At 67.7% G+C, this 21,882-nt stretch carries 17 protein-coding genes; 10 read left to right on the forward strand and 7 right to left on the reverse strand.

Annotated elements, in window-relative coordinates; translation table 11 throughout:
• Positions 1 to 14: 14 nt before the first annotated feature.
• Together test1122_RS19480 and glxA are read left to right on the forward strand one after the other, a co-directional pair.
• Entirely contained in the window at positions 15 to 1,751 is a 1,737-nt protein-coding gene (locus test1122_RS19480; protein ID WP_232270450.1) for a glycosyltransferase family 2 protein, read from the forward strand.
• 3 nt (positions 1,752 to 1,754) lie between these two features.
• A complete protein-coding gene (glxA, locus tag test1122_RS19485; RefSeq protein ID WP_232270451.1) occupies positions 1,755 to 3,686 on the forward strand; it encodes a radical copper oxidase GlxA in 1,932 nt (643 codons plus the stop codon).
• A gap of 37 nt (positions 3,687 to 3,723) precedes the next feature.
• On the opposite strand, the gene test1122_RS19490 is transcribed toward glxA, so the two are convergent.
• A complete protein-coding gene (locus test1122_RS19490; protein WP_422397015.1) occupies positions 3,724 to 4,734 on the reverse strand; it encodes a glycoside hydrolase family 6 protein in 1,011 nt (336 codons plus the stop codon).
• A 181-nt stretch (positions 4,735 to 4,915) separates the two neighbouring features.
• Between test1122_RS19490 and test1122_RS19495 the strand changes: the two genes are divergently transcribed.
• The 3 genes from test1122_RS19495 to test1122_RS19505 all read left to right on the forward strand — a co-directional run bounded on the left by test1122_RS19495 (position 4,916) and on the right by test1122_RS19505 (position 7,698).
• On the forward strand, positions 4,916 to 5,422 hold the full coding sequence (locus tag test1122_RS19495; protein ID WP_232270453.1) for a MarR family winged helix-turn-helix transcriptional regulator: 507 nt from the start codon (positions 4,916 to 4,918) through the stop codon (positions 5,420 to 5,422).
• 124 nt (positions 5,423 to 5,546) lie between these two features.
• Positions 5,547 to 5,885 (forward strand): DUF3817 domain-containing protein, encoded by a 339-nt coding sequence (locus test1122_RS19500; RefSeq protein ID WP_232270454.1) that lies wholly within the window; start codon positions 5,547 to 5,549, stop codon positions 5,883 to 5,885.
• A gap of 112 nt (positions 5,886 to 5,997) precedes the next feature.
• Positions 5,998 to 7,698, forward strand: a complete 1,701-nt coding sequence (locus tag test1122_RS19505; RefSeq protein WP_232270455.1) for a coenzyme B12-dependent isobutyryl-CoA mutase large subunit — start codon at positions 5,998 to 6,000, stop codon at positions 7,696 to 7,698.
• A 704-nt stretch (positions 7,699 to 8,402) separates the two neighbouring features.
• On the opposite strand, the gene test1122_RS19510 is transcribed toward test1122_RS19505, so the two are convergent.
• Positions 8,403 to 8,996 carry a TetR/AcrR family transcriptional regulator gene (locus test1122_RS19510; protein WP_232270456.1) on the reverse strand — a complete coding sequence of 198 codons (594 nt, stop codon included), beginning with the start codon at positions 8,994 to 8,996 and terminating at the stop codon, positions 8,403 to 8,405.
• Positions 8,997 to 9,124: 128 nt separating this feature from the next.
• Here test1122_RS19510 and test1122_RS19515 point away from each other — a divergent pair, with 128 nt between their 5' ends.
• The 4 genes from test1122_RS19515 (at position 9,125) to test1122_RS19530 (ending at position 12,950) form a co-directional block, all read left to right on the forward strand.
• The gene (locus test1122_RS19515; RefSeq protein WP_232270457.1) at positions 9,125 to 10,105 is read left to right on the forward strand and encodes a tetratricopeptide repeat protein; all 981 of its coding nucleotides are present in this window, start codon (positions 9,125 to 9,127) and stop codon (positions 10,103 to 10,105) included.
• A 593-nt stretch (positions 10,106 to 10,698) separates the two neighbouring features.
• Positions 10,699 to 11,316, forward strand: a complete 618-nt coding sequence (locus test1122_RS19520; RefSeq protein ID WP_232270458.1) for a DUF6230 family protein — start codon at positions 10,699 to 10,701, stop codon at positions 11,314 to 11,316.
• 91 nt (positions 11,317 to 11,407) lie between these two features.
• Complete coding sequence (locus test1122_RS19525; protein WP_232270459.1) at positions 11,408 to 11,878, forward strand: DUF6114 domain-containing protein; 471 nt, start codon at positions 11,408 to 11,410, stop codon at positions 11,876 to 11,878.
• A complete protein-coding gene (locus tag test1122_RS19530) occupies positions 11,865 to 12,950 on the forward strand; it encodes a hypothetical protein (protein WP_232270460.1) in 1,086 nt (361 codons plus the stop codon). Before test1122_RS19525 ends, test1122_RS19530 begins: the two co-directional genes overlap by 14 nt.
• A 325-nt stretch (positions 12,951 to 13,275) precedes the next feature.
• On the opposite strand, the gene pyk is transcribed toward test1122_RS19530, so the two are convergent.
• The 3 genes from pyk to pta form a co-directional block, all read right to left on the reverse strand.
• Positions 13,276 to 14,700 (reverse strand): pyruvate kinase, encoded by a 1,425-nt coding sequence (gene pyk / locus test1122_RS19535; RefSeq protein WP_232270461.1) that lies wholly within the window; start codon positions 14,698 to 14,700, stop codon positions 13,276 to 13,278.
• Between the two features lie 61 nt (positions 14,701 to 14,761).
• Positions 14,762 to 15,970 (reverse strand): acetate kinase, encoded by a 1,209-nt coding sequence (locus test1122_RS19540; protein WP_232270462.1) that lies wholly within the window; start codon positions 15,968 to 15,970, stop codon positions 14,762 to 14,764.
• Between the two features lie 3 nt (positions 15,971 to 15,973).
• The gene (gene pta / locus test1122_RS19545; protein ID WP_232270463.1) at positions 15,974 to 18,088 is read right to left on the reverse strand and encodes a phosphate acetyltransferase; all 2,115 of its coding nucleotides are present in this window, start codon (positions 18,086 to 18,088) and stop codon (positions 15,974 to 15,976) included.
• Positions 18,089 to 18,278: 190 nt separating this feature from the next.
• On the opposite strand from pta, the gene test1122_RS19550 reads away from it, so the two are divergent.
• Positions 18,279 to 19,304, forward strand: a complete 1,026-nt coding sequence (locus test1122_RS19550) for an ATP-dependent 6-phosphofructokinase (protein WP_232270464.1) — start codon at positions 18,279 to 18,281, stop codon at positions 19,302 to 19,304.
• Positions 19,305 to 19,612: 308 nt separating this feature from the next.
• Here the strand turns inward: test1122_RS19550 and test1122_RS19555 are convergent, their stop codons facing one another.
• Positions 19,613 to 20,296 (reverse strand): response regulator, encoded by a 684-nt coding sequence (locus tag test1122_RS19555; RefSeq protein ID WP_232270465.1) that lies wholly within the window; start codon positions 20,294 to 20,296, stop codon positions 19,613 to 19,615.
• 3 nt (positions 20,297 to 20,299) lie between these two features.
• Positions 20,300 to 21,874: a sensor histidine kinase gene (locus tag test1122_RS19560; RefSeq protein WP_232270466.1), complete on the reverse strand. Its 1,575-nt coding sequence runs from the start codon at positions 21,872 to 21,874 to the stop codon at positions 20,300 to 20,302.
• Positions 21,875 to 21,882 lie beyond the last annotated feature (8 nt).

A 21,882-nucleotide genomic window follows, 5' to 3' on the forward strand; every position in this document is an offset into this window, starting at 1 on the left:
CGAGTGGAGGGACCGTGCGGCCGGAGGGCTATGACTACGAGACCTACAGCCGTCTCGCGGGACCGCTCACCGAGCCGGAGCAGGCCCCGTACCGGGTGCGTTACCGCAGCCTGCTTTCTCAGGAGCCGAACCGCGTCCGTGCCGTGCTGCTGATGACCGCGGCACCCAGCCTCTCCGCGGTCCTCCTTGTCTGGCTGATCTGGCCCTCGCATTGGACCGATCGCCAGGGCGCCCCGATATGGCTGCTGATGGCCGACGCCGTCATGCTGATCTGTATTGGGCTGATCGAGCTGTTCCGGCTGATCAATGTGATCTCCGTCGCGCACGCCACGATGGTCGCCTGTGATCCGGTCCCGGTGCGCCCGGCGGAAGGCACCCGGGTCGCCTTCCTCACCACGTATGTGCCCGGCAAGGAACCCATCGAGATGGTGCGGACCACCCTTGAGGGGGCGGTGCGGCTCCAGCACGATGGCGTCCTGCACGTCTGGCTGCTGGACGAGGGCGATGACGACACGGTCAAGGAGCTCTGCGGCGAGCTGGGGGTACACCACTTCACCCGCAGGGGCGTCACGGAATGGAACCAGCCCACCGGGCCGTACCGGGCGCGGACCAAGCACGGCAACTACAACGCCTGGCTGGACGCGCACGGCCACGACTACGACTACTTCGCCTCCGTCGACACCGACCACACCCCGCTGCCCAACTATCTGGAGCGGATGCTCGGCTACTTCCGTGACCCGGATGTCGCCTTTGTCGTCGGGCCGCAGGTGTACGGCAACTACGTCAAACCGGTCACCAAGTTCGCCGAGAGCCAGCAGTTCCTCTTCCACGCGCTGATCCAGCGAGCGGGCAACCGCTATGGCGCGCCGATGTTCGTCGGCACGAACAACGCGGTGCGCATCAGCGCCATCAAACAGGTGGGCGGTCTCTTCGACTCCATTACGGAGGACATGGCCACCGGCTTTGAGCTGCACCGCACCCGCAATCCGGCGACCGGCAGGAAGTGGCGCTCGGTCTACACGCCCGATGTGCTCGCGGTCGGCGAGGGCCCGGAGTGCTGGACCGATTTCTTCACCCAGCAGATGCGCTGGTCCCGGGGCACCTACGAGACCATCCTCCAGCAGTACTGGCGGCGCCCGCACCGCTTCTCACCAGGCAAGCTGCTCAGCTACTCGTTGATGCTGGTCTACTATCCGATGAGCGCGGTCACCTGGATGCTCGGCGCTTTGAGCTGCACCCTCTTCCTCTGGTTCGGCGCCTCCGGCACTCAGGTCGCGGCCGCTGTCTGGCTGATGCTCTACAGCGATGTGGCCGCCCTGCAGATCGGCCTCTATGTCTGGAACCGGCGGCACAATGTCTCGCCACATGAGCCAGCGGGCTCCGGTGGTCTCGCGGGCATGGCGATGTCGGCGATCTGTGCACCGATCTACGCCAGATCACTCATCGCGGCGCTCTGCCGCGGTGCCTGCAAGTTCGTCGTGACGCCCAAGGGCGGCACGGCGAGCCCCGACCGGCTCAGCACCTTCCGTATCCATCTCTTCTGGGTCGTCGTGCTGGGCACCGGCTTTCTCGCCTCGATCGTGCATGGCAACACCCATGTGGCCATGCGCACCTGGACCGTGCTGGCGCTGGTCATCTCACTGGCGCCACTGGCGATCTGGGCCTTCACCGAATTCTGCGCGAAGCGTAGGAGCAGCGAACCCGAAGGCGAGCGGGAACCCGCGCTCGTCGCCACGTATACCGGGAGTTGATCCATGCCGTACCGTCCGAGCGCACGATTCAAGAAGACACTCATGGGGGCCGGCGTCACCCTTGTGCTCGCCGGGCTCAACGCCCCAGCGACGATTGGATTCGCCAAGGAGAGGATCCATGAGTACAAGATTGCCCAGCCCGGTTACCAGGCCCGGTACGGCTCGTGGCAGATCATGGATGTCCCCTCGCGGTATCAGACGAACGCGATCCATGCGGCCCTGCTGCACACCGGGAAGGTGCTGCTCATAGCGGGCTCCGGCAACGATCAGGAGCAGTTTGACGCGGGCACCTTCGCCACCATTCTGTGGGATCCGGCGGACAATACCTTCAAGCGAATACACACGCCGGATGATCTGTTCTGCGCGGGTCATTCGGCACTCCCCGACGGGAGGATGCTCGTCGCGGGCGGCACCGCACGTTATGAGAAGCTCGACGGAGAGGTTGAGCGCGCGGGCGGCGGGATGCTCATCAAGAACGAGAACCCGGACAAGCCCTACACCCTCCCCAAGGGCACCCGCTTCCGCTCCCCCTCCGGTACCGAATACAGAAGCGACTTCCCCGTTGTCGTCCCGCGTGCGAAGAAGACGGAGGAGAGCGACGGCAGCGTGACGGTCACCGCCAGCGAGACACAGGTGTTCGTGGAAGCGGTGAAGAAGGGCAAGGGCTCGGTCACCAACAAGCCCGGCCAGTACGAGATAGCGGGCCTCAAGGGCAGTGACGCCGACAACCTCTATGGCCTCGCCGAAAAACTCACCCTGGACAAACAGGACTTCCAGGGGATCAAGGAAGCCTATGAGTTCGACCCGGTGGCCGAGAAGTACATACCCGTCGACCCCATGTCCAAGGCCCGCTGGTATCCGACCCTGGTGACCCTGCCCGACGGCAAGGTGCTCTCGGTATCCGGACTCGATGAGATCGGCGAGATCCTGCAGGGCGACAACGAGATCTACGACCCCAGGACCAAGAAGTGGTCCAAGGCGCCCAATCGCTACTTCCCGACCTACCCGGCACTCTTTCTGACCAAGGGCGGCAAGCTCTTCTACTCCGGGTCGAACGCGGGCTATGGACCGGACGACAAGGGCCGGGAGCCGGGCATCTGGGATCTGGCGACCAACACCTTCCAGAAGGTCGACGGGATGACCGACGCCGACCAGCTGGAGACCTCCAGCTCACTGCTGCTGCCACCGGCCCAGGACCAGAAGGTGATGGTCCTGGGCGGGGGAGGGGTGGGTGAATCCAGGAAGTCGACCCCGCGCACGGCGATCATCGACCTCGATGAGAAATCCCCCACCTACCGTGATGGCCCCGAACTCCCGCAGGGAACGCGCTATCTGAACAGTGTGATCCTGCCGGACGACACGGTCTTCACCAGCGGCGGCTCGGAAGACTACCGGGGCCGCAGCGACAGCGACATCCTCAAGGCGCAGTTCTACAACCCGGCGAAGAATGAATTCCGGCCCGCGGCCGACCCCAAGGTGGGCCGTAATTACCACGCCGAGGCGCTGCTCCTGCCCGACGGCCGGGTGGCCACCTTTGGTTCCGACCCGCTCTTCAGCGACAAGGCGAACACCAGGCTGGGCACCTTCGAAAAGCGCATCGAGGTCTATACGCCCCCGTATCTGCACGGCGGCCGGGCGGAAAGCCGACCGGTGATCGGTGACGGTCCGCAGCAGGTGGCCCCCGGCGACACCGCCACCTATCGGACCAAGGACGCCGGGCGCATCGCGAAGGCCCGGCTGATGCGGCCGAGCGCCGTCACCCATGTCACGGACGTCGAACAGCGCTCGGTCGAGCTGGGGCTGAAGAAGGGCTCCGGCGAGGTGACCGTATCCATCCCCGAGGACCGCTCCCTCATTCCGCCCGGCTGGTACATGCTCTTCCTCACCGATGACGCGGGCACTCCGTCCGAGGCGAAGTGGCTCCACCTGCCGTAGTTCCGGCCCGGGGGACGCATCAGGCCGTCCCCCGGGCTCACCGCTGGACGTTACGGACCAGCCCCAGGGCGTACTCGGCCCACCAGCGCCCGGCGGGGGGCCCGCCCCGGCACTCGCCGTCGGACTCCCCGGGTCGCTTGATCCACAGATAGGCGTCCAGCAGCGGATCGCCGGTGTCGGTGGTCGGTGGGGTGCCCAGTGCCCGGCCGGGAGGATTGCACCAGGCGTCGGCCCGGCCGGTGAGCGGCCCATTGCCGTTGCGGCTGGAATCGATGACGAAGTGCTTGCCGTCGAGCGACTCGGACAGCTTCCGGCCGTAGACGATGACGTCGTCGTCGGTGTGAAAGTTGGAGACATTGAGCGCGAAGCCGTCGGCCACGGCCATCCCGGAGCGCCGCAGCGGCTCGGCAAGCTGGCCCGGGTCCTTGATCCAGCCCGGGTTGCCGGCGTCCAGATAGACCTTCACTCCGGACTGTGCCCTCAACCGGTCGACTGCCTCTTTCAGCAGCTGGTACCGCTCATCGTGATACTGGCCCGGTGTGCAGCCGTCCACGATGTGCGGCACGGCGTCCGGCTCCAGGATCACGATGGCCGGGTGGTCCCCGATGGCGCTCGCGAAGGCGTCGATGTAGGCGCGGTAGGCGCCCCCGTCCGTGGCGCCGCCCCCGGAGTGCTGCCCGCAGTCGCGGTGCGGGATGTTGTACGCGACGAGTACCGCCGTGCTGTTCGTCTTGGCCGCGCTGGTGACGGCGGTCTTGACATCCGGGACCGGGTCGTCCCCCGAGGGCCACTCAGCCACCGCCTGCTCGGCGAGGAGCTTGAGTGCCTCGGCGTCCTCCGTACGTCCTTCCCTCTCCCACTGCCTGATCTGCCGGGCGGCGTCGCTGGCCGGGTCCACCCAGAAATCCGTCTGCTTGCGCTGCCAGGCCTGCGCGCCCTTCGACGGTGGGGTGCTCTCTGCCCCCGCCTGAGACGCGGGCGTCTTGCAACCAAGGGCGAGAGCCAGAGTCATAAGCGCGGTGAGCGTACGGATCCGCCGGCCGGACATTCACTTCCCCTGGAAGGAGTGGTTGGTGATACGTCACGGAAACCTTGACACAGACGATGGGCGAACTCCGGCAGGACACGGACGCTCATGGTGCGACTGCTGGTGCGACTGCGGGCTCGCAGACTGATCGAAGTCTGAGACGGGGCTGACCACCATATGGCTGGCCGGTAAGGTCGAGATTGTGTCAAAGCCGCTCAGCCTCTCGTTCGACCCGATCGCTCGCGCCGACGAGCTGTGGAAGCAGAGATGGGGATCGGTGCCCTCGATGGCCGCCATCACCTCCGTCATGCGCGCGCATCAGATCCTGCTCGCCGAGGTTGACGCCATCGTCAAGCCATACGGACTGACCTTCGCCCGCTACGAGGCACTGGTGCTGCTCACCTTCTCCAAGGAGGGCGAGCTGCCGATGTCGAAGATCGGCGAGCGGCTGATGGTCCATCCCACCTCGGTCACCAATACCATCGACCGGCTGCAGAAGAGCGGGCTTGTCGCCAAGCGCCCCAATCCCAATGACGGCCGGGGCACGCTGGCCTCGATCACCGACAAGGGCCGTGAGGTCTGTGACGCGGCGACCCGCGATCTGATGGCGATGGACTTCGGGCTGGGCGTCTATGACGCCGAGGAGTGCGGCGAGATCTTCGCGATGCTGCGGCCACTGCGGATCGCCGCGCGGGACTTCGAAGGGTAGGGCGCCGGTAGATCGTCCGGAACGCCCCGTTACGCTCAATAGCCGTGCCGCAGTCTTCCGGGGGACAGCTCCCGTATCCCCGGCCGGAGGGGCTGCCCGAGACGGCTATGCGAGGAATGCCTCAGTGAAGCAGAATGTGCTGACCCGGTACCGTGTGATGGCCTTCGTCACCGCTGTGTGGCTGCTTGTGTTCACCGGGTTCATCGTCGCCAAGTACGCGTTCAAGGTCGGCGACACGATGGTGGTGTCGCAGATCCACGGTGTGCTCTTCATCATCTACGTGATCTTCGCCTTCGATCTGGGGTCCAAGGCGCGGTGGTCCTTCGGCAAGCTGCTGTGGGTGCTGGCCGCGGGGTGTATCCCGGCCGCGGCGTTCTTTGTGGAGCGCAGGATCACAGCGGAGATCAAGCCGCTCATCGACGCCGCCGAGCCCACGGCTCCGGCCAGCGCGCACCTTCCCTGACGGCGTCCGCCCGGCGCTGGGGTTTTCCCCCGGCCCCGCTCCCTGTGTGATGCGACGCACCGGTGGCTTGGACCCATCGACAACTACTAGGACGTCCAAGTAAATTTGCGGTATGGACGCTGACGCGATCGCAGAGGGCCGCCGCCGCTGGCAGGCCCGGTACGACACCGCACGCACGCGGGACGCCGACTTCACGACGCTGAGCGGCGATCCCGTGGAGCCGGTCTATGGCCCCCGGCCCGGTGACACCTACCAGGGGTTTGGGCGGATCGGCTGGCCCGGTGAGTATCCGTTCACCCGTGGCCTCCACCCGACCGGCTACCGTGGCCGGACATGGACCATCCGCCAGTTCGCGGGCTTCGGCAACGCCGAGCAGACGAACGAGCGGTACAAGATGATCCTGGAGGCGGGCGGCGGCGGTCTCTCGGTCGCCTTCGATATGCCGACCCTGATGGGCCGCGACTCCGACGACCCCCGCTCTCTCGGCGAGGTCGGACACTGTGGTGTCGCCATTGACTCGGCCGCCGATATGGAGGTCCTGTTCAAGGACATCCCGCTCGGTGATGTCACCACATCGATGACGATCAGCGGCCCGGCCGTGCCGGTCTTCTGCATGTATGTGGTGGCCGCCGAGCGGCAGGGCGTAGACCCGGCCGTGCTCAACGGCACGCTGCAGACCGATATCTTCAAGGAGTACATCGCGCAGAAGGAGTGGCTCTTCCAGCCCGAACCGCATCTGCGGCTGATCGGTGACCTGATGGAGCACTGCGCGCACGGCATCCCCGCTTATAAGCCGCTCTCGGTCTCCGGCTATCACATCCGTGAGGCGGGCTCGACGGCCGCGCAGGAGCTTGCCTACACCCTCGCCGATGGCTTCGGGTATGTGGAGCTTGGCGTCTCCCGGGGCCTGGATGTCAACACGTTCGCCCCTGGCCTGTCCTTCTTCTTCGACGCTCACCTCGATTTCTTCGAGGAGATCGCCAAGTTCCGGGCGGCCCGCCGGATCTGGGCCCGCTGGATGCGCGATGTCTATGGGGCGACCTCGGAGAAGGCCCAGTGGCTGCGGTTCCACACCCAGACGGCGGGCGTCTCGCTCACCGCACAGCAGCCTTACAACAACGTGGTCCGTACGGCCATAGAGGCCCTCGCGGCGGTCCTCGGCGGTACGAACTCCCTGCACACCAACGCCCTGGACGAGACCCTCGCACTCCCCAGCGAGCAGGCCGCGGAGATCGCGCTCCGTACCCAGCAGGTCCTGATGGAGGAGACCGGGGTCGCCAATGTCGCCGATCCGCTGGGCGGCTCCTGGTTTGTCGAGCAGCTCACGGACCGTATCGAGGCCGACGCCGAAAAGATCTTCGACCAGATCAAGGAGCGCGGCACCCGGGCCCACCCGGATGGCCAGCACCCCATCGGTCCGATCACCTCCGGCATTCTGCGCGGTATCGAGGACGGCTGGTTCACCGGCGAGATCGCCGAAGCCGCCTTCCAGTACCAGCGGGCCCTGGAGAAGGGCGACAAGAAGGTCGTCGGTGTCAACTGCCACACCGGCTCGGTCACCGGTGATCTGGAGATCCTGCGGGTCAGCCATGAGGTCGAGCGCGAGCAGGTCCGGGCCCTTGGTGAACGCAAGTCCCGCCGGGACGACGCGGCGGTAGGCGCCGCACTGGGCGCCATGCTGGCGGCCGCCCGAAACGGCTCGAACATGATCGAACCGATGCTGGAGGCGGTCCGCGCGGAGGCCACACTGGGAGAGATCTGCGACGCCCTCCGAGACGAATGGGGCACCTACACAGAGCCCGCAGGCTTCTGACGCCCTCTTTACGGCGTCCTCGCATTGTTCGGCCCCCGGGGGGCCTCACAAGCTTCGGACTCCCCCTAGCCCTGGCGGGCTGGGAGGTGCCCCCAGCGCCGGACTCCGTCCGTCGGTGGTTGTGGCTGAGCGCCGCTGTCGGCGGTGGGATTCCCCTAACCCGGCCCCTTCCCGAAACTGGGGGCTGTCGCCCCCAGACCCCACCCCCGTTGTGGGCACTCGCAGCCCCGCGAGGGGCTGTGGGTGGGCACAACCCGGCCACCGTCCGCACCCGGGCACCCCCGGGGCCCCGGGGGCGCAAGCCCCGGTTTCCGGGAAGGGGTGGGAATTGGGGAGACCCACCCACGGCCCCCCGCAACCGGGCGGAGCCCCGCCACGCGGCGGAGCCGCATACCGGCACTGCCGGGAAGGGGCGGGAATTGGGGAAACCCCACCACCGGCACCCCCGCAACCGGGCGGAGCCCCGCCGCGCGGCGGAGCCGCATATCGGCACTGCCGGGAAGGGGCGGGAATTGGGGAAACCCCACCACCGGCACCCCCGCAACCGGGCGGAGCCCCGCCGCGCGGCGGAGCCGCACACCGGCACCGCCGCGGAGGAGCGGGATACGGGGAAACCCACCCACAGCACGCCCGCAGCCGGGGGCGAAGCCCCGCCGCGCGGCGGAGCCGCATATGGGTGCAGCCGGGAAGTGGGGCACCCCGCCTCACCCCGCGCTCGCCGCAGCAAGCCCCCCAACCAGCAACGTCGCAAAGGTCCGTGCCCACTCCGCATCAACCGCCTCCGCACTGACCAGCGACCGATGAACCACCGCCCCCGCGATGACATCGAATATCAAGTCAACCGTGCGCGCGGATTCACCCGGGGCATCCTGCGGCAGCTCGCCCCGGGCCTGAGCCCGGGCCCGGCCCTCCAGCACAAGACGCTTCTGGCGATCGACGATCGCCGCCCGGATCCGGTCCCGCAGTGCCACGTCATGCGTGGATTCGGCGACGACCGCCATCAGGGATGTTTTCGTCTCGGGCCGGTCCAGCAGCGCCGCGAAGGACAGGACGACACCCTCGATATCCGCCTGGAGACTGCCACGGTCGGTGAGTTCGAGCTCATCGAAGAGCACAGCCACCGCGTCCACGACGAGTTCACTCTTGCCCGGCCAACGGCGGTAGAGGGTGGTCTTGGCCACTCCCGCCCGGGCGGCGATATCCGCCATCGTCAGCCTTGACCAGCCCAGTTCGACCAGCGCAGAACGGGTCGCGTTGAGGATTGCCTGGTCAGCTGCGGTGCTGCGCGGTCGGGCCATGGGGTGACCATATCCAGGGTCATCAGTTACGCTACGACCCGTAGCGGAACAGTGATCATCTCCGCGACAACCACATGCCGGGTGGGGACCCGGCGCGTAACGCCGCGCGAAGGAGGGAGACTGGTCTCATGCAGCCACGCAATATGTCCATGAGCGGAGTGGTCGACCTCGCCGCGGTGAAGGCGGCCGGAGAGGCCAAGCAGAAAGCGGAGGAGGCTCGCGCCCAGCGGGCGGCCTCCGCCGACCAGGGCGGCGGTGTCGCCCCAGGCAGTCTGGTGTTCGACGTCGACGAGGCGGGCTTTGAGCGCGATGTCCTGCAGCGCTCGGCCGAGGTGCCGGTCGTCATCGACTTCTGGGCGGAGTGGTGCGAGCCGTGCAAGCAGCTCGGGCCGCTGCTGGAGCGCCTGGCAGAGGAATACGCGGGACGTTTCCTCCTCGCCAAGATCGACGTCGACCAGAACCAGATGCTGTTCCAGCAGTTCGGCGTCCAGGGCATCCCGGCGGTCTTCGCCGTGATCGCCGGGCAGGCGCTGCCGCTGTTCCAGGGGGCCGCTCCCGAGCAGCAGATCCGGCAGGTGCTGGACCAGCTGACCCAGGCCGCCGAGGAACGCTTCGGCATCGTCGGTGCCCCGGTGCAGCCGGGCGCTGAGGGGGAGGCCGGGGAGCAGGCGGCGCCCTCGGCACCCGAGCCGCCGGAGAACCCGGCGCTCGCCGCCGCACACTCGGCGCTGGACGCCGGTGATCTGGGCGGCGCGGTGCAGGCGTACAAGAACGTGCTCTCAGACGAACCGGGCAATACGGAGGCCAAGCTGGGCCTCGCCCAGGCCGAGCTGCTTGGCCGTGTGCAGGGACTGGACGCCCAGCAGGTCCGTAAGGACGCGGCCGAGCGGTCCGCCGATATCGAGGCGCAGCTGCGCGCCGCGGACCTGGATCTGGTCGGCGGCCATGTGGAGGACGCGTTCGGGCGGCTCGTGGAGACCGTGAAGCGGACTGTCGGTGACGAACGGGAGACCGCGCGGCTGCGGCTGCTGGAGCTCTTCGAGGTCATCGGACTGGAGGACCCACGGGTCGTGGCGGCGCGCGCCGCGCTGGCTCGGGTGCTGTTCTGACCTGCGGCTGAATCCAGCTACTACCTATTGACATAGCGACAAACAGCGGCCGTGCTTTGCCAAAACTTGGTAATCGCGGCCGCTGTTACTCATGGTAAGTGCGGGTCGGCGTTTTCTCCCTGTAGCGCCCGGTTGACCCGGTCTTTCCGGCTGACTGCGGCAACCCTCCGTGCCTGGGTGATACGGATGGGTGCGACACCGGACACACCACCGTTACCCGCAAGTAATGAACCCCCTTGTGCCACACCCCGTCAATGCACGACGATCGGCCACGCTCGGTTCATTTTCTCAGCCCGGCAGCCAACCGGCGCCCAGTGGGAGTGGAGTCCTCACCGAGTGGCCGGGAGCTCCCACTCACCGGCCTGACGGACAGGGGGGTCCCTGCCCAACGGCGGGGCCTGTCCAAGAGGCTGCGCGAGAGCGTGGCCAGTGGTTGTCGCTCGGGGGTGAACGCCGACCGCACGGACGCACGGCACGTGTCGGTGCATTGGCGCTCCTTCCCGAGGACGTAGCACTTCTCCATCCCAGCCAGGGAATTCATGTCATAGCGAGTGAGCCCGGCCGGAGATGTACGTCCGAGAAGGAGGAAAGTCATGGAGTCTGTGGCTCGTGGCGGGACCAGATGGAAGCGGTTCGCCGTTGTCATGGTCCCCAGCGTGGCTGCTACGGCGGCGATAGGCGTGGCCCTCGCGCAGGGCGCGCTCGCGGCGTCGTTCAGCGTCTCCGGCCAGCAGTTCAAGGTCACCGCAGACCGGCTGGACGGAACTGGTTTCGTCCAGTACGGAGCGATTGACACCAATAAGCAGGGGAATCACCCGGTCGCGGTCGTCGGCATGAACGAGGCCACGATCGAGAATCTCTGCCAGTCGGTCGTCGTGCCCGTGCCGGTCTTCGGTGATGTCACGATGAGGCTGACCGCGGGGGCCAAGGGCAGCCCGAAGGTCCAGGCGAAGAAGCTCTACATCGACGCCGATGACCTCCACGCCAACGCGACGTTCAACAACATCGATATCGGTGTGTCGGTCGACAAGACCACCAAGGGGCCCGGCCCGGCCAAGGGCGATAAGTATCTGGGAGACTCGTTCGCCCAGCAGGCCGAGTCGGTGACCTTCACCGACGTCAAGCAGCGCGCCTGGGCGACTACGGCGGGCACGTTCAAGCTCAGCGGTCTGCACATGGCCGTCAAGAAGGGCAAGAACGAGTGCTACTGACGCACTGAGCGTACGGGTGCGGGGCCCCACTCGTGCCCGTACGCCGTTGTATCCACACAAGCTGCGCGCCAGCCCCGAGGAGCAGTACGACATGAGCGCCGAGACGCAAGAACGGCCGCTGAGCGGATTCCAGCGAGCCCGCCGTTCGTTCTGGGAGTGGCGCGGTCAGCGCCCGTTCTGGGGTGGGCTGCTGACCCTGCTGGCCGGCCTCCCGATCATGTATGTCCCTTACCAGAACCTCACCCTGGGTTCGCTGACGCTCCGTATGTCGACGACGGCGGGCGCGGGCTCGCTGATCATCGGCGTCCTGCTGGTCGTGCTCGGTCTGACCATGTGGTTCCAGCCGGAGTCCCGGGTGTTCGCCGGTGTCGCGGCGATTCTGCTGGCGCTGGTCTCCCTGGTCGTCTCGAATATCGGGGCCTTTCTGATCGGCTTCCTGCTCGGACTGGTCGGCGGCGGTCTCGGGATCGCCTGGGCGCCCGGCAGGCCGGCTGAGCGGGCGGCGGACAAGCAACAGTCAGCCGAGGACGAGGGGAACTGGAGGAACCGTGCCGGGGGATGAGGAGCATCAGGAGGCATCCGGCAGGGTGCGGACCGGGCCACGCCACGCGGCCCCCAGGAAACCGCTGCTGACGCGTTTGCATGTGCCCGCGGGCAAGGCGATAGCCATCGCGGCCATGCCCTCCGCGGTGCTGATGGGTATGGGCCTGACCCCCCAGCTCGCCAACGCGAAGCCGCAGCCGAAGAACCCCTTCCAGGACGGGCCGTGTGTATCAGCACCCGACCAGGAGCCCGAGCGGGAGAAGCCCGCGGCGGATACCGAGCCCGAGCCCGAAAAGTCACCCGAACCAAGCGCCCCCTCCCCGAAGGCCCCGCCCAACCCGGAACCCGAGCCCGAGCCCGACCCTGAGCCGGAGCCGGGCCCGTCGACGCCGACGCCCAAGAACCCGCTGGACCCGCTGGGCCTGGGCGACGCCATCAAGGACCTCCTCACCCCCGACCAAGACGAGCCGAAGCCGCCAACCCCCACCCCCGCCCCGACCCCCACCAAGCCCACAGAGGCAGCCAAAGACACCGCTGAGAAGAAGCTCAAGGAGCCCAAGAAGGCCCTGCCGAGCCTCGCCGACGACACCAAGGACAGCGGCGGCAAGGAGCCCTACCCATGCCCGGTGGAGAAGAAGGTCGCCGGGGATGATGAGCGGACCCCTGCCACACTGCCGAATCAGCCGTGGTTCCTGGAGGCCAGCTCCCTCACCCTGCGTGGCCTGGACTACAAGGGCGTCGTCAACGTCACCATGGCTAACGGCAAGACCAAGCAGGCGCTGAAGTTCACCGCGGAGTCCGTGGACATCGGCGATCTGCACCAGATCGTCGACGGCCCGAAGGGCCTCAGGTACCACGTACAGGCGGGCAAGGGCACCACATCAACCATCCGCGGTGGCACGGTGACCATGTACACCGAGAGACTTCAGGGCAATCTGTTCGGGATCATCCCGATCACCTTTGACCCGGAGCACCCGCCACCGGTCAATACGCCGTACGCGTACTTCACTCAGGTAAAGATTACGCAAGCAGGCCAGTTCGGCGGCAACCTCACCGTCCCCGGCCTACACCAACACATGACCAACAACTAGACGTTGTGGGCACTCTCCCCCAGACTTCTCCCCCAGCTACCGCTGGGAGGTGCCCCCAGGGAGGTGCCCCTAGCCCCGCGAGGGGCGTAGGTCCACCCTGCTACGCAACCACCCACCCACACCAGCCACGACGCTCCGGCCAACCCCGCAACGGAGCTCGCGACGCCTGGTGGGCACAACACCCGGCCACCGGCCCGCACCGGCCAACCCCCGGGGCCCCGGGGCGAAGCCCCGCCCGCGGCGGAGCCGCATATCGACACAGCCGGGAAGGGGCGGGATCGGGGAAACCCCACCCCGCGGCCCACCCCCGCGGGCAGCAGCCCCGTCAGCTGTCCTTGCCCAAGTGCAGGACGCGAACCATATTCGTGGTGCCCACCACCCCGGGCGGCGACCCCGCCGTCATGATCATGGTGTCGTCCTCGTTGTACCGCTGAAGCTTCAGCAGCTCCTGGTCCACCAGCCCGACCATGCCATCGGTGTTCTCCACATGCGGCACCACGAACGTCTCCACGCCCCAGCTCAGAGTGAGCTGATTACGGGTGTTCGGGTCCTCCGTAAACGCCAGAATCGGCTGGACGGTGCGATAGCGGGCGAGCCGCCGCGCGGTGTCGCCGGACTTGGTGAAGGCCACCAGTGCCTTGGCATCCAGGAAATCCGCCATCTCGCAGGCCGCACGGGCGACCGAACCGCCCTGGGTGCGCGGCTTCTTGCCCGGCACCAGCGGCTGGAGGCCCTTGGACAGCAGTTCCTGTTCAGCCGCCGCGACGATCTTCGACATCGTCTTCACGGTCTCGATCGGGTACTGGCCGACCGAGGACTCCGCGGAGAGCATGACCGCGTCCGCGCCGTCCAGGATCGCGTTGGCGACATCGGACGCCTCGGCGCGGGTCGGCCGCGAGTTGGTGATCATCGACTCCATCATCTGGGTCGCCACGATCACCGGCTTGGCGTTACGGCGGCACAGCTCGATAAGCCGCTTCTGCACCATCGGGACCTTCTCCAGCGGGTATTCCACCGCCAGGTCACCACGGGCCACCATCACACCGTCGAAGGAGAGGACGACCTCTTCCATGTTCTCGACGGCCTGCGGCTTCTCGACCTTGGCGATCACCGGCACCCGGCGGCCGACCTCGTCCATCACCCGGTGCACATCGCGGACGTCCTTGGCGTTCCGTACAAAGGAGAGCGCGACCATGTCGCAGCCCATCCGGAGGGCGAACTTCAGGTCATCGATGTCCTTTTCGGACAGCGCCGGGACGTTGACCGCCGCACCGGGCAGGTTGATGCCCTTGTGGTCGGAGATCACACCGCCCTCGATGACGATGGTGCGTACCCGCGGCCCGTCGACCTCCACGACCTGGAGGGCGACATTGCCGTCGTTGATCAGGATCGGGTCGCCCTTGGCGACATCCGCCGCGAGCCCCTTGTAGGTGGTGCCGCAGATGGTCTTGTCACCGGGGACGTCCTCGGTGGTGATGGTGAATTCCTCACCGCGGACCAGCTCCACCGGCCCTTCGGCGAAGGTGGCCAGGCGGATCTTCGGGCCCTGCAGGTCGGCGAGGACGCCGACCGCGTGCCCGGTCTCCTCGGCGGCCTTACGGAGGCGGTCGTACCGCTCCTCGTGCTCCGGCTGAGTGCCGTGACTCATATTGAAGCGGGCCACGTTCATGCCGGCCTCGATCAGCGTTTTCAGCTGGTCGTAGGAGTCGACGGCGGGACCCAGGGTGCAGACGATTTTGGAACGGCGCATGGTGGCGATCCTATCGTTTTGTTTAGACACGAAACGTACTGGGGGTGACCTGGCTCACCGATCAAGGGCTGACCAGTGCGTACGCCTGTGCGGCGATCTCAAGCTCCTCGTCGGTCGGTACCACGGCGACGGCGACCCGGGCGTACTGCGGAGAGATCACCCGGGCCTGGTCCGAGCGCACCGCGTTGAGCTCTGCGTCGAGGGCCAGGCCCAGCTCCTCCAGCCCGGTGACCGCCGCCTCCCGAACCGGGGCGGAGTTCTCTCCGATGCCCGCGGTGAAGGCCACCGCGTCCACCGTGCCGAGCACGGCGCTGTACGCGCCGATGTACTTCTTCAGCCGGTGAATATAGATGTCAAACGCGAGCTTTGCCCGCTCATCGCCCTCGTCGATACGCCGGACGATCTCCCGCATATCGTTGTCGCCGCACAGACCTATCAGTCCGCTGCGCTTGTTGAGCAGCGTGTCGATCTCGTCTATCGACTTCCCCGCGACCCGGGAGAGATGGAAGATCACGGCCGGGTCGATGTCGCCGGAGCGGGTACCCATCACCAGCCCTTCGAGTGGGGTGAGCCCCATCGAGGTGTCCACGCAACGACCGCCCGCGACCGCTGAGGCCGAGGCGCCATTGCCCAGGTGCAGCACGATGACGTTGACCTCGGACGGGTCCTTGTCCAGCAGCTCGGCGGTCTTGCGGGAGACATACGCGTGTGAGGTGCCATGAAAGCCGTAGCGCCGGACGCGGTGCTCATCGGCGGTCTCGGTATCGATCGCGTAGCGCGCCGCGTGCTCCGGCATGGTGGTGTGGAAGGCGGTATCGAAGACCGCGACCTGCGGAAGGTCCGGGTTGAGCGTCTGGGCGGTCTTGATGCCGGTGAGATTCGCCGGGTTGTGCAGCGGTGCCACCGGCACCAGCCGTTCGATCTCGGCGAGCACAGCGTCGTCGATCACGGTCGGGGCGGTGAACTTCTGTCCGCCGTGCACCACGCGATGGCCGATGGCGGCCAGGCCGGGCGAGTCCAGACCCAGCCCGTCCGAGGCCAGCTCATTGGCTACGGCCTTCAGCGCCGCCTCATGGTCGGCTATCGGAGCCTCGCGCTCACGTCTGGCACCGCCCGCCGGGGTGTGTGCCAGCCGGGAGCTGGTCTCACCGATCCGCTCCACCAGGCCCACCGCGAGCCGGGCCCCATCGGCCATGTCCAGCAGTTGGTACTTCACCGATGAGGAGCCGGAGTTAAGAACGAGCACGCGAGTCGCCGTCGTGGCGGTCATGCTTCACACGCCCCTTTCCTGGGCCTGGATGGCGGTGATCGCCACGGTGTTGACGATGTCCTGGACCAGTGCGCCACGCGAAAGGTCGTTGACCGGCTTACGCAGGCCCTGCATGACCGGGCCGACGGCGACGGCACCGGCCGAGCGCTGTACGGCCTTATAGGTGTTGTTGCCGGTGTTGAGATCGGGGAAGACCAGCACGGTGGCCTGCCCGGCGACCGGTGACCCCGGCAGCTTGGTGGCCGCGACGGACGGCTCAACGGCGGCGTCGTACTGGATCGGGCCGTCCACCAGCAGATCCGGGCGGTGCTGGCGTACCAGCTCGGTGGCCTGCCGCACCTTGTCCACATCCGCGCCCGTACCGGACGTACCGGTGGAGTAGGACAGCATCGCGATCCGCGGCTCCACACCGAAGTGTGCGGCGGTCGCCGCCGACTGGATGGCGATATCGGCCAGCTGCTCCGCGTTCGGGTCCGGGTTGACCGCGCAGTCGCCGTAGACCAGGACCTTGTCGGACAGGCACATAAAGAAGACCGAGGAGACGATCGACGCCTCCGGTTTGGTCTTGATGATCTCGAAGGCGGGACGGATGGTTGCGGCGGTGGAGTGCACCGCGCCGGAGACCATGCCGTCGGCCAGGCCCTCCTGCACCATCAGGGTGCCGAAGTAGGAGACATCTGCGACGACGTCGTAGGCCAGCTCATAGGTGGCGCCCTTGTGTGCACGGAGCTTGGCGTACAGCTCGGCGAAGCGCTCGCGCAGCGGCGAGGTGGCCGGGTCGACGACACGCGCGGTCGCCCCGGGGCCCTCGGCGATCTCATCGGGACCGAGCAGATTGAGGTTGACGCCCAGATCGGCGGCGCGCTTACGGACCGCGGCGTCCTCACCCAGCAGCGTGAGATTGCAGATGTTGCGGCGCAGCAGTACCTCGGCGGCGCGTAGCACCCGCTCCTCGGTGCCCTCGGGGAGCACCACATTGCGCCGGACGGACCGGGAGCGTTCGATCAGCTCATGCTCGAACATCATCGGGGTGACCCGGTCGCTCTGTACGACCGCCAGCCGCTCGGTGAGCTGCTTGGAGTCAATGTGCGACTCAAACAGGCCCAGCGCGATCTCCGCCTTACGCGGGTTGGTCGCGTTGAGCTTGCCCTCCAGGGCGAAGAGTTCGGCGGCGGTCGGGAAGGAGCCGCTGGGCACCGCCAGCACCGGGGTGCCGGGGGCGAGCCGGGCGGCGAGCGCCATGGTCTCGTCACCGGGGCGCTGGTCCAGGGTGAGCAGCACACCCGCGATGGGCGGGGCGCCCGCGGAGTGCGCGGCCAGCGACCCGATGATCAGGTCGGCGCGGTCCCCCGGCGTCATCACCAGGCAGCCCTCGGTGAGGGCGGGCAGGAACGTCGGCAGCATCGCACCGCCGAAGACGAAGTTACGGCAGTCCCGGGCCAGCCCGGCCGGGTCTCCCAGCAGCACCTCGGCACCGAGCTCATCGACGACCTGCTGAACGGTCGGCGCGGCGAGCGCGGGCTCTTCGGGCAGTACGTAGACCGGCTCCGGCAGATGGTGGCCGAGTGCCCGGGCGGCCTCGGCGGCATGGCTGTCCCGCACCCGGTTGGCGACCATGGCGATCACCTCACAGCCGAGCGAGGTGAAGGCATGGTGGGCGTTGCGTACGTCGGCCACCACCGAGTCGGCGCTCTGGTCGAGCCCGGCCACCACGGGCAGGACGGCCGCGCCGAGCTCATTGGCGATCCGGGCGTTGAGTGCCAGCTCGGCGGGGAGGCCCGTATCGGCGTAGTCGGTGCCCAGGACGAGGACGGCCTCATAGTCCTTGGCGACCCCGTGAAAGCAGTCGACGAGCTGAGATATCAGCTCGTCGGTGCCCTTCTCCGCCTGCAGTACGGCGGCTTCGTCATAGCGGAGACCGACCATGCTGCCCGGCGGCTGGACCAGCCGGTAACGGCTGCGCAGCAGATCCAGCAGCGGATCCGGGGCATCGTGGGCGAGCGGACGGAACACCCCCACCCGGTCGATTCGGCGGGTCAGCAGCTCCATGACCCCCAGCTCGACCACCTGCCGACCGTCACCGCGGCCAATGCCGGTTACGTACACGCTGCGCGTCACGCGTGCTCTCTCCCTCTGCCTGCAAAGCTTCCGTCATTGATACGACTACCCCCTTGACAATACCTGCGCGTCTGGATAAGTCGCGCGCCAGGCATCAGCATGGTGGGTGAGCCGTTCTGGGCCGCGTTCAAGACGTGAAACAATCCCCCCGGCTCAATCGGACCGTCCCCGATCAGGAGTAGCGATCAGCATGCGCATCGGAGTCCTCACCGCCGGCGGCGACTGCCCCGGCCTGAACGCCGTCATCCGATCGGTCGTGCACCGTGCCGTGGTGGATCGCGGCGATGAGGTCATCGGCTTTGAAGACGGCTTCAAGGGTCTGCTCGACGGCCGTTACCGCGAGCTCGACCTCAACTCCGTCAGCGGCATCCTCGCCCGGGGCGGCACGATTCTGGGCTCGGCCCGGCTGGAGCGCGACCGGCTGCGCGAGGCCTGCGACAACAGCGAGGAGCTGCTGGGCCGCCTCAAGATTGACGCGCTCATCCCGATCGGTGGCGAGGGCACCCTCACCGCCGCGAACATGCTCTCCGAGGCCGGGCTTCCGGTCGTCGGTGTCCCGAAGACGATCGACAACGACATCTCCGCGACCGACCGCACCTTCGGCTTCGATACGGCCGTGGGCGTGGCGACCGAGGCCATCGACCGGCTCAAGACCACCGCCGAGTCCCACCAGCGGGTGATGGTCGTCGAGGTCATGGGCCGCCACGCGGGCTGGATCGCCCTGGAGGCGGGCATGGCCAGCGGCGCACACGGCATCTGCCTTCCCGAGCGGCCCTTTGAGGTCGACGATCTGTGCAAGATGGTCGAGGAGCGCTTCTCCCGCGGCAAGAAGTTCGCGGTCGTGTGTGTCGCGGAGGGCGCGCGCCCGGCGGAGGGCTCGATGCCGTACGAGCACGGTGAGATCGACCAGTACGGCCATGAGCGCTTCGCCGGCATCGGGAACCGGCTCGCGAACGAGCTGGAACACCGCCTCGGCAAGGAGGCCCGGCCGGTCATCCTGGGCCATGTGCAGCGCGGCGGCACCCCGACCGCGTACGACCGGGTGCTCGCCACCCGCTTCGGCTGGCACGCGGTGGAGGCCGCGCACCGCGGCGACTTCGGCATGATGACCGCCCTGCGCGGCACGGACATCGTCCTGGCGCCCCTCGCGGACGCCACCCGCGAACTCAAGACGGTCCCCCAGAACCGCATGGACGAAACCGAAGCGGTCTTCTGACCCCACATGTTGTGGGCACTCTCCCCCAGCTAACGCTGGGAGGTGCCCCCAGCCCCGCGAGGGGCGTGGGTCCACCCTGCTACGCAACCACCCACCCACGCCAGCCACGACGCTCCGGCCCACCCCGGGGCGGAGCTCGCGACGCTTGGTGGGCACAACACCGGCCACCGGCTTGCACCCGAAGAACCGGGGCCCGGGGCGGAGCCCCCGGTTCCGGGAAGGTGGGGGCACCTCCTGGGGGCACCTCCCAGACGGAGTCTGGGGGAGGTAGCTGGGGGCGGGTTGGGGGAAAGCCCCCCGGGCGGGGGTCACCCGCGGCGCCCCCAGTGATAGAGGTGCTCCGGGCGGCCCTGGCCGCCATAGCGGGGCGCCCGCTCCACCAGCCCGCGCTCAGCCAGATGTTCCAGATAGCGCCGTGCCGTCACCCGGGAAGCCCCAATCCGCTCGCCCACCTGACTCGCGGAGAGCCCCTGCGGCGCCTCCTGCCGCAGATGGTCAACAACGGCCTCCAGCGTCTGATTGCTCATCCCCTTCGGCAGCGGTCCGCCGACACTGCCCCGCAGCGCCGCGAAGGCGCGGTCAACATCCTGCTGGGCCGTCGCCTCACCATGGAAGACCAGCTGACGACGGTAGTCGGCGTAGCGCTCAAGCTTGTCGCGGAACGCGGCGAACGTGAACGGCTTCAGCAGATACTGCACCACCCCATGGGCCACCACGGACCGTACGACGTCCACATCACGTGCCGAGGTGATCGCGATGACATCCGTCAGATGGCCCCGGGCACGCAGCCCACGGCAGACATCAAGACCGGTCATATCGGGCAGATAGAAGTCCAGCAGCACCAGATCCACCGACTGCCTGTCAAGAAATTCCAGCGCCTCCGCGCCCCGGTGGACGGTGCCAACGGCGACAAAGCCCGGCACCCGCTCAACAAACTGCGTGTGGGCGCCCGCGATCCGGGGGTCGTCCTCGACGACCAGCGTCCTGATCACGACTCATCGCCTCCGTAGCCGCACGGTGAAGACGGCACCGTCGCCGCTGTTCACGTCGACCTCGCCGTCATAGCGGTTGATCACCTGTTTGACGAGGGCGAGCCCGAGCCCCCGGCCATGTGCCCCCTCAGCGCGCTTTGTGGACCAGCCCCTGGTGAACATCGCGTCAAGGTTCGCGCTGTCCACACCCCGGCCCGAATCGGCCACCCGGACCAGCAGCGCGCCATCCTCCTCGGTGCGGGCCGTGACCGACACCCTCCGGGGCGGCTCACCGGCCAGCGCCGCGTCAATCGCGTTGTCCACCAGATTGCCCACCAGCGTCACCAAGTCCCGCGCGTCGACGTCCGTCTCCGCCACCGCGGTGTCCTCAGTGACGGTCAGCTCAACGCCCCGCTCGGCGGCCTGCGCCGCCTTTCCCAGCAGCAGCGCGGCGAGCGCGGGTTCCTCGACCTCGCTGGTCAGCCGGTCGGCGAGTTCCTGCGCGGAGGCCAGCTCCACGGTGGCGAACTCCACCGCCTCCTGCGGGCGTCCCAGCTCAATCATGGTGACCACGGTGTGCAACCGGTTCGCCGACTCATGCGCCTGGGAACGCAGCGCCTCGGCGAAGCCACGCACCGAGTCCAGCTCCCCGGCCAGCGACTCCAGCTCGGTGTGGTCGCGCAGTGTGGTGACGGTGCCCAGCGGGCGGCCGTCCTTCTCAATACGTTCCTGGTTCACCACGAGCACCCGGTCGCCGTATACGCACAGCTCATCGTGGACCGGCTCGCCAGAGCCCAAGCGACCGCTCAGCGGCTCGGCCACCCCCAGCTCCCGCACCGGGCGGCCCTCTGGGTGCTCGGGCAGCCCCAGCAGCCGACGCGCCTCATCATTGGCGAGGGTGAGCCCGCCACCCGGATCCATGATGAGCAGTCCTTCGCGCACATTGCGCAGTACGGCGTCATGGTGCTCGTACAGTCGGCTGATCTCGGCGGCCCCCAGCCCCAGTGTCTGCCGCCGGAGGCGTCGGCTGATTGCCCACGATCCCGCTCCGGCCACCAGCAGCGCCACCGTCGATACGACCGCCACCGGGACAATACGCCGCCGCACCTCATCCCCGATCTGCTCCTGCAGAATCCCGATCGAGACCAGCCCGAGCAGCTGACCGTCCGCCGTCTCGACCGGCACCACAGCCCGTACTGACGGGCCCAGCGTCCCCTCATAGGACTCGGTGAATCTCTCCCCCCGCAGCGAGGGTTCGATAGTGCCGATGAACTTCTCGCCGAGCACCTCCGGATTGGGGTGGGAGTAGCGGGTCCGGTCGGTCGCCATAAAGACAATGAAGTCGGTGCCGGTGGCCTTCCGTACCGACTCGGCGAGCGGCTGAAGCGTATGTGTGGGCTCCGGTTCGGTGAAGGCGCTGCGGACCTCGGGGAGTTGGGCGAGGCCGGAGGAGAGGGTGAGCACCTGATGCCCGGCGTCCGCCCGGCTGTCCCGGCGCGCTTCCAGGACCACCAGGACGACTCCGGACCCGACCAGGAGAAGAATCACCGCGAGCTGAAGCACAAAGAGCTGTTGTGCCAGGCTCAGCCGATTTCGCATATCAGGGA

The sequence above is a fragment of the Streptomyces gobiensis genome, from assembly GCF_021216675.1.
GTDB lineage: Bacteria > Actinomycetota > Actinomycetes > Streptomycetales > Streptomycetaceae > Streptomyces > Streptomyces gobiensis.

Bases quoted from the DNA above. Each gene is read 5' to 3' on its own strand.
- glxA (WP_232270451.1), top strand. From the start codon at position 1,755: ATGCCGTACCGTCCGAGCGCACGATTCAAGAAGACACTCATGGGGGCC.
- test1122_RS19490 (WP_422397015.1), bottom strand. From the start codon at position 4,734: ATGTCCGGCCGGCGGATCCGTACGCTCACCGCGCTTATGACTCTGGCT.
- test1122_RS19505 (WP_232270455.1), top strand. From the start codon at position 5,998: ATGGACGCTGACGCGATCGCAGAGGGCCGCCGCCGCTGGCAGGCCCGG.
- test1122_RS19510 (WP_232270456.1), bottom strand. From the start codon at position 8,996: ATGGCCCGACCGCGCAGCACCGCAGCTGACCAGGCAATCCTCAACGCG.
- test1122_RS19515 (WP_232270457.1), top strand. From the start codon at position 9,125: ATGCAGCCACGCAATATGTCCATGAGCGGAGTGGTCGACCTCGCCGCG.
- test1122_RS19520 (WP_232270458.1), top strand. From the start codon at position 10,699: ATGGAGTCTGTGGCTCGTGGCGGGACCAGATGGAAGCGGTTCGCCGTT.
- test1122_RS19525 (WP_232270459.1), top strand. From the start codon at position 11,408: ATGAGCGCCGAGACGCAAGAACGGCCGCTGAGCGGATTCCAGCGAGCC.
- pyk (WP_232270461.1), bottom strand. From the start codon at position 14,700: ATGCGCCGTTCCAAAATCGTCTGCACCCTGGGTCCCGCCGTCGACTCC.
- test1122_RS19540 (WP_232270462.1), bottom strand. From the start codon at position 15,970: ATGACCGCCACGACGGCGACTCGCGTGCTCGTTCTTAACTCCGGCTCC.
- test1122_RS19550 (WP_232270464.1), top strand. From the start codon at position 18,279: ATGCGCATCGGAGTCCTCACCGCCGGCGGCGACTGCCCCGGCCTGAAC.
- test1122_RS19560 (WP_232270466.1), bottom strand. From the start codon at position 21,874: ATGCGAAATCGGCTGAGCCTGGCACAACAGCTCTTTGTGCTTCAGCTC.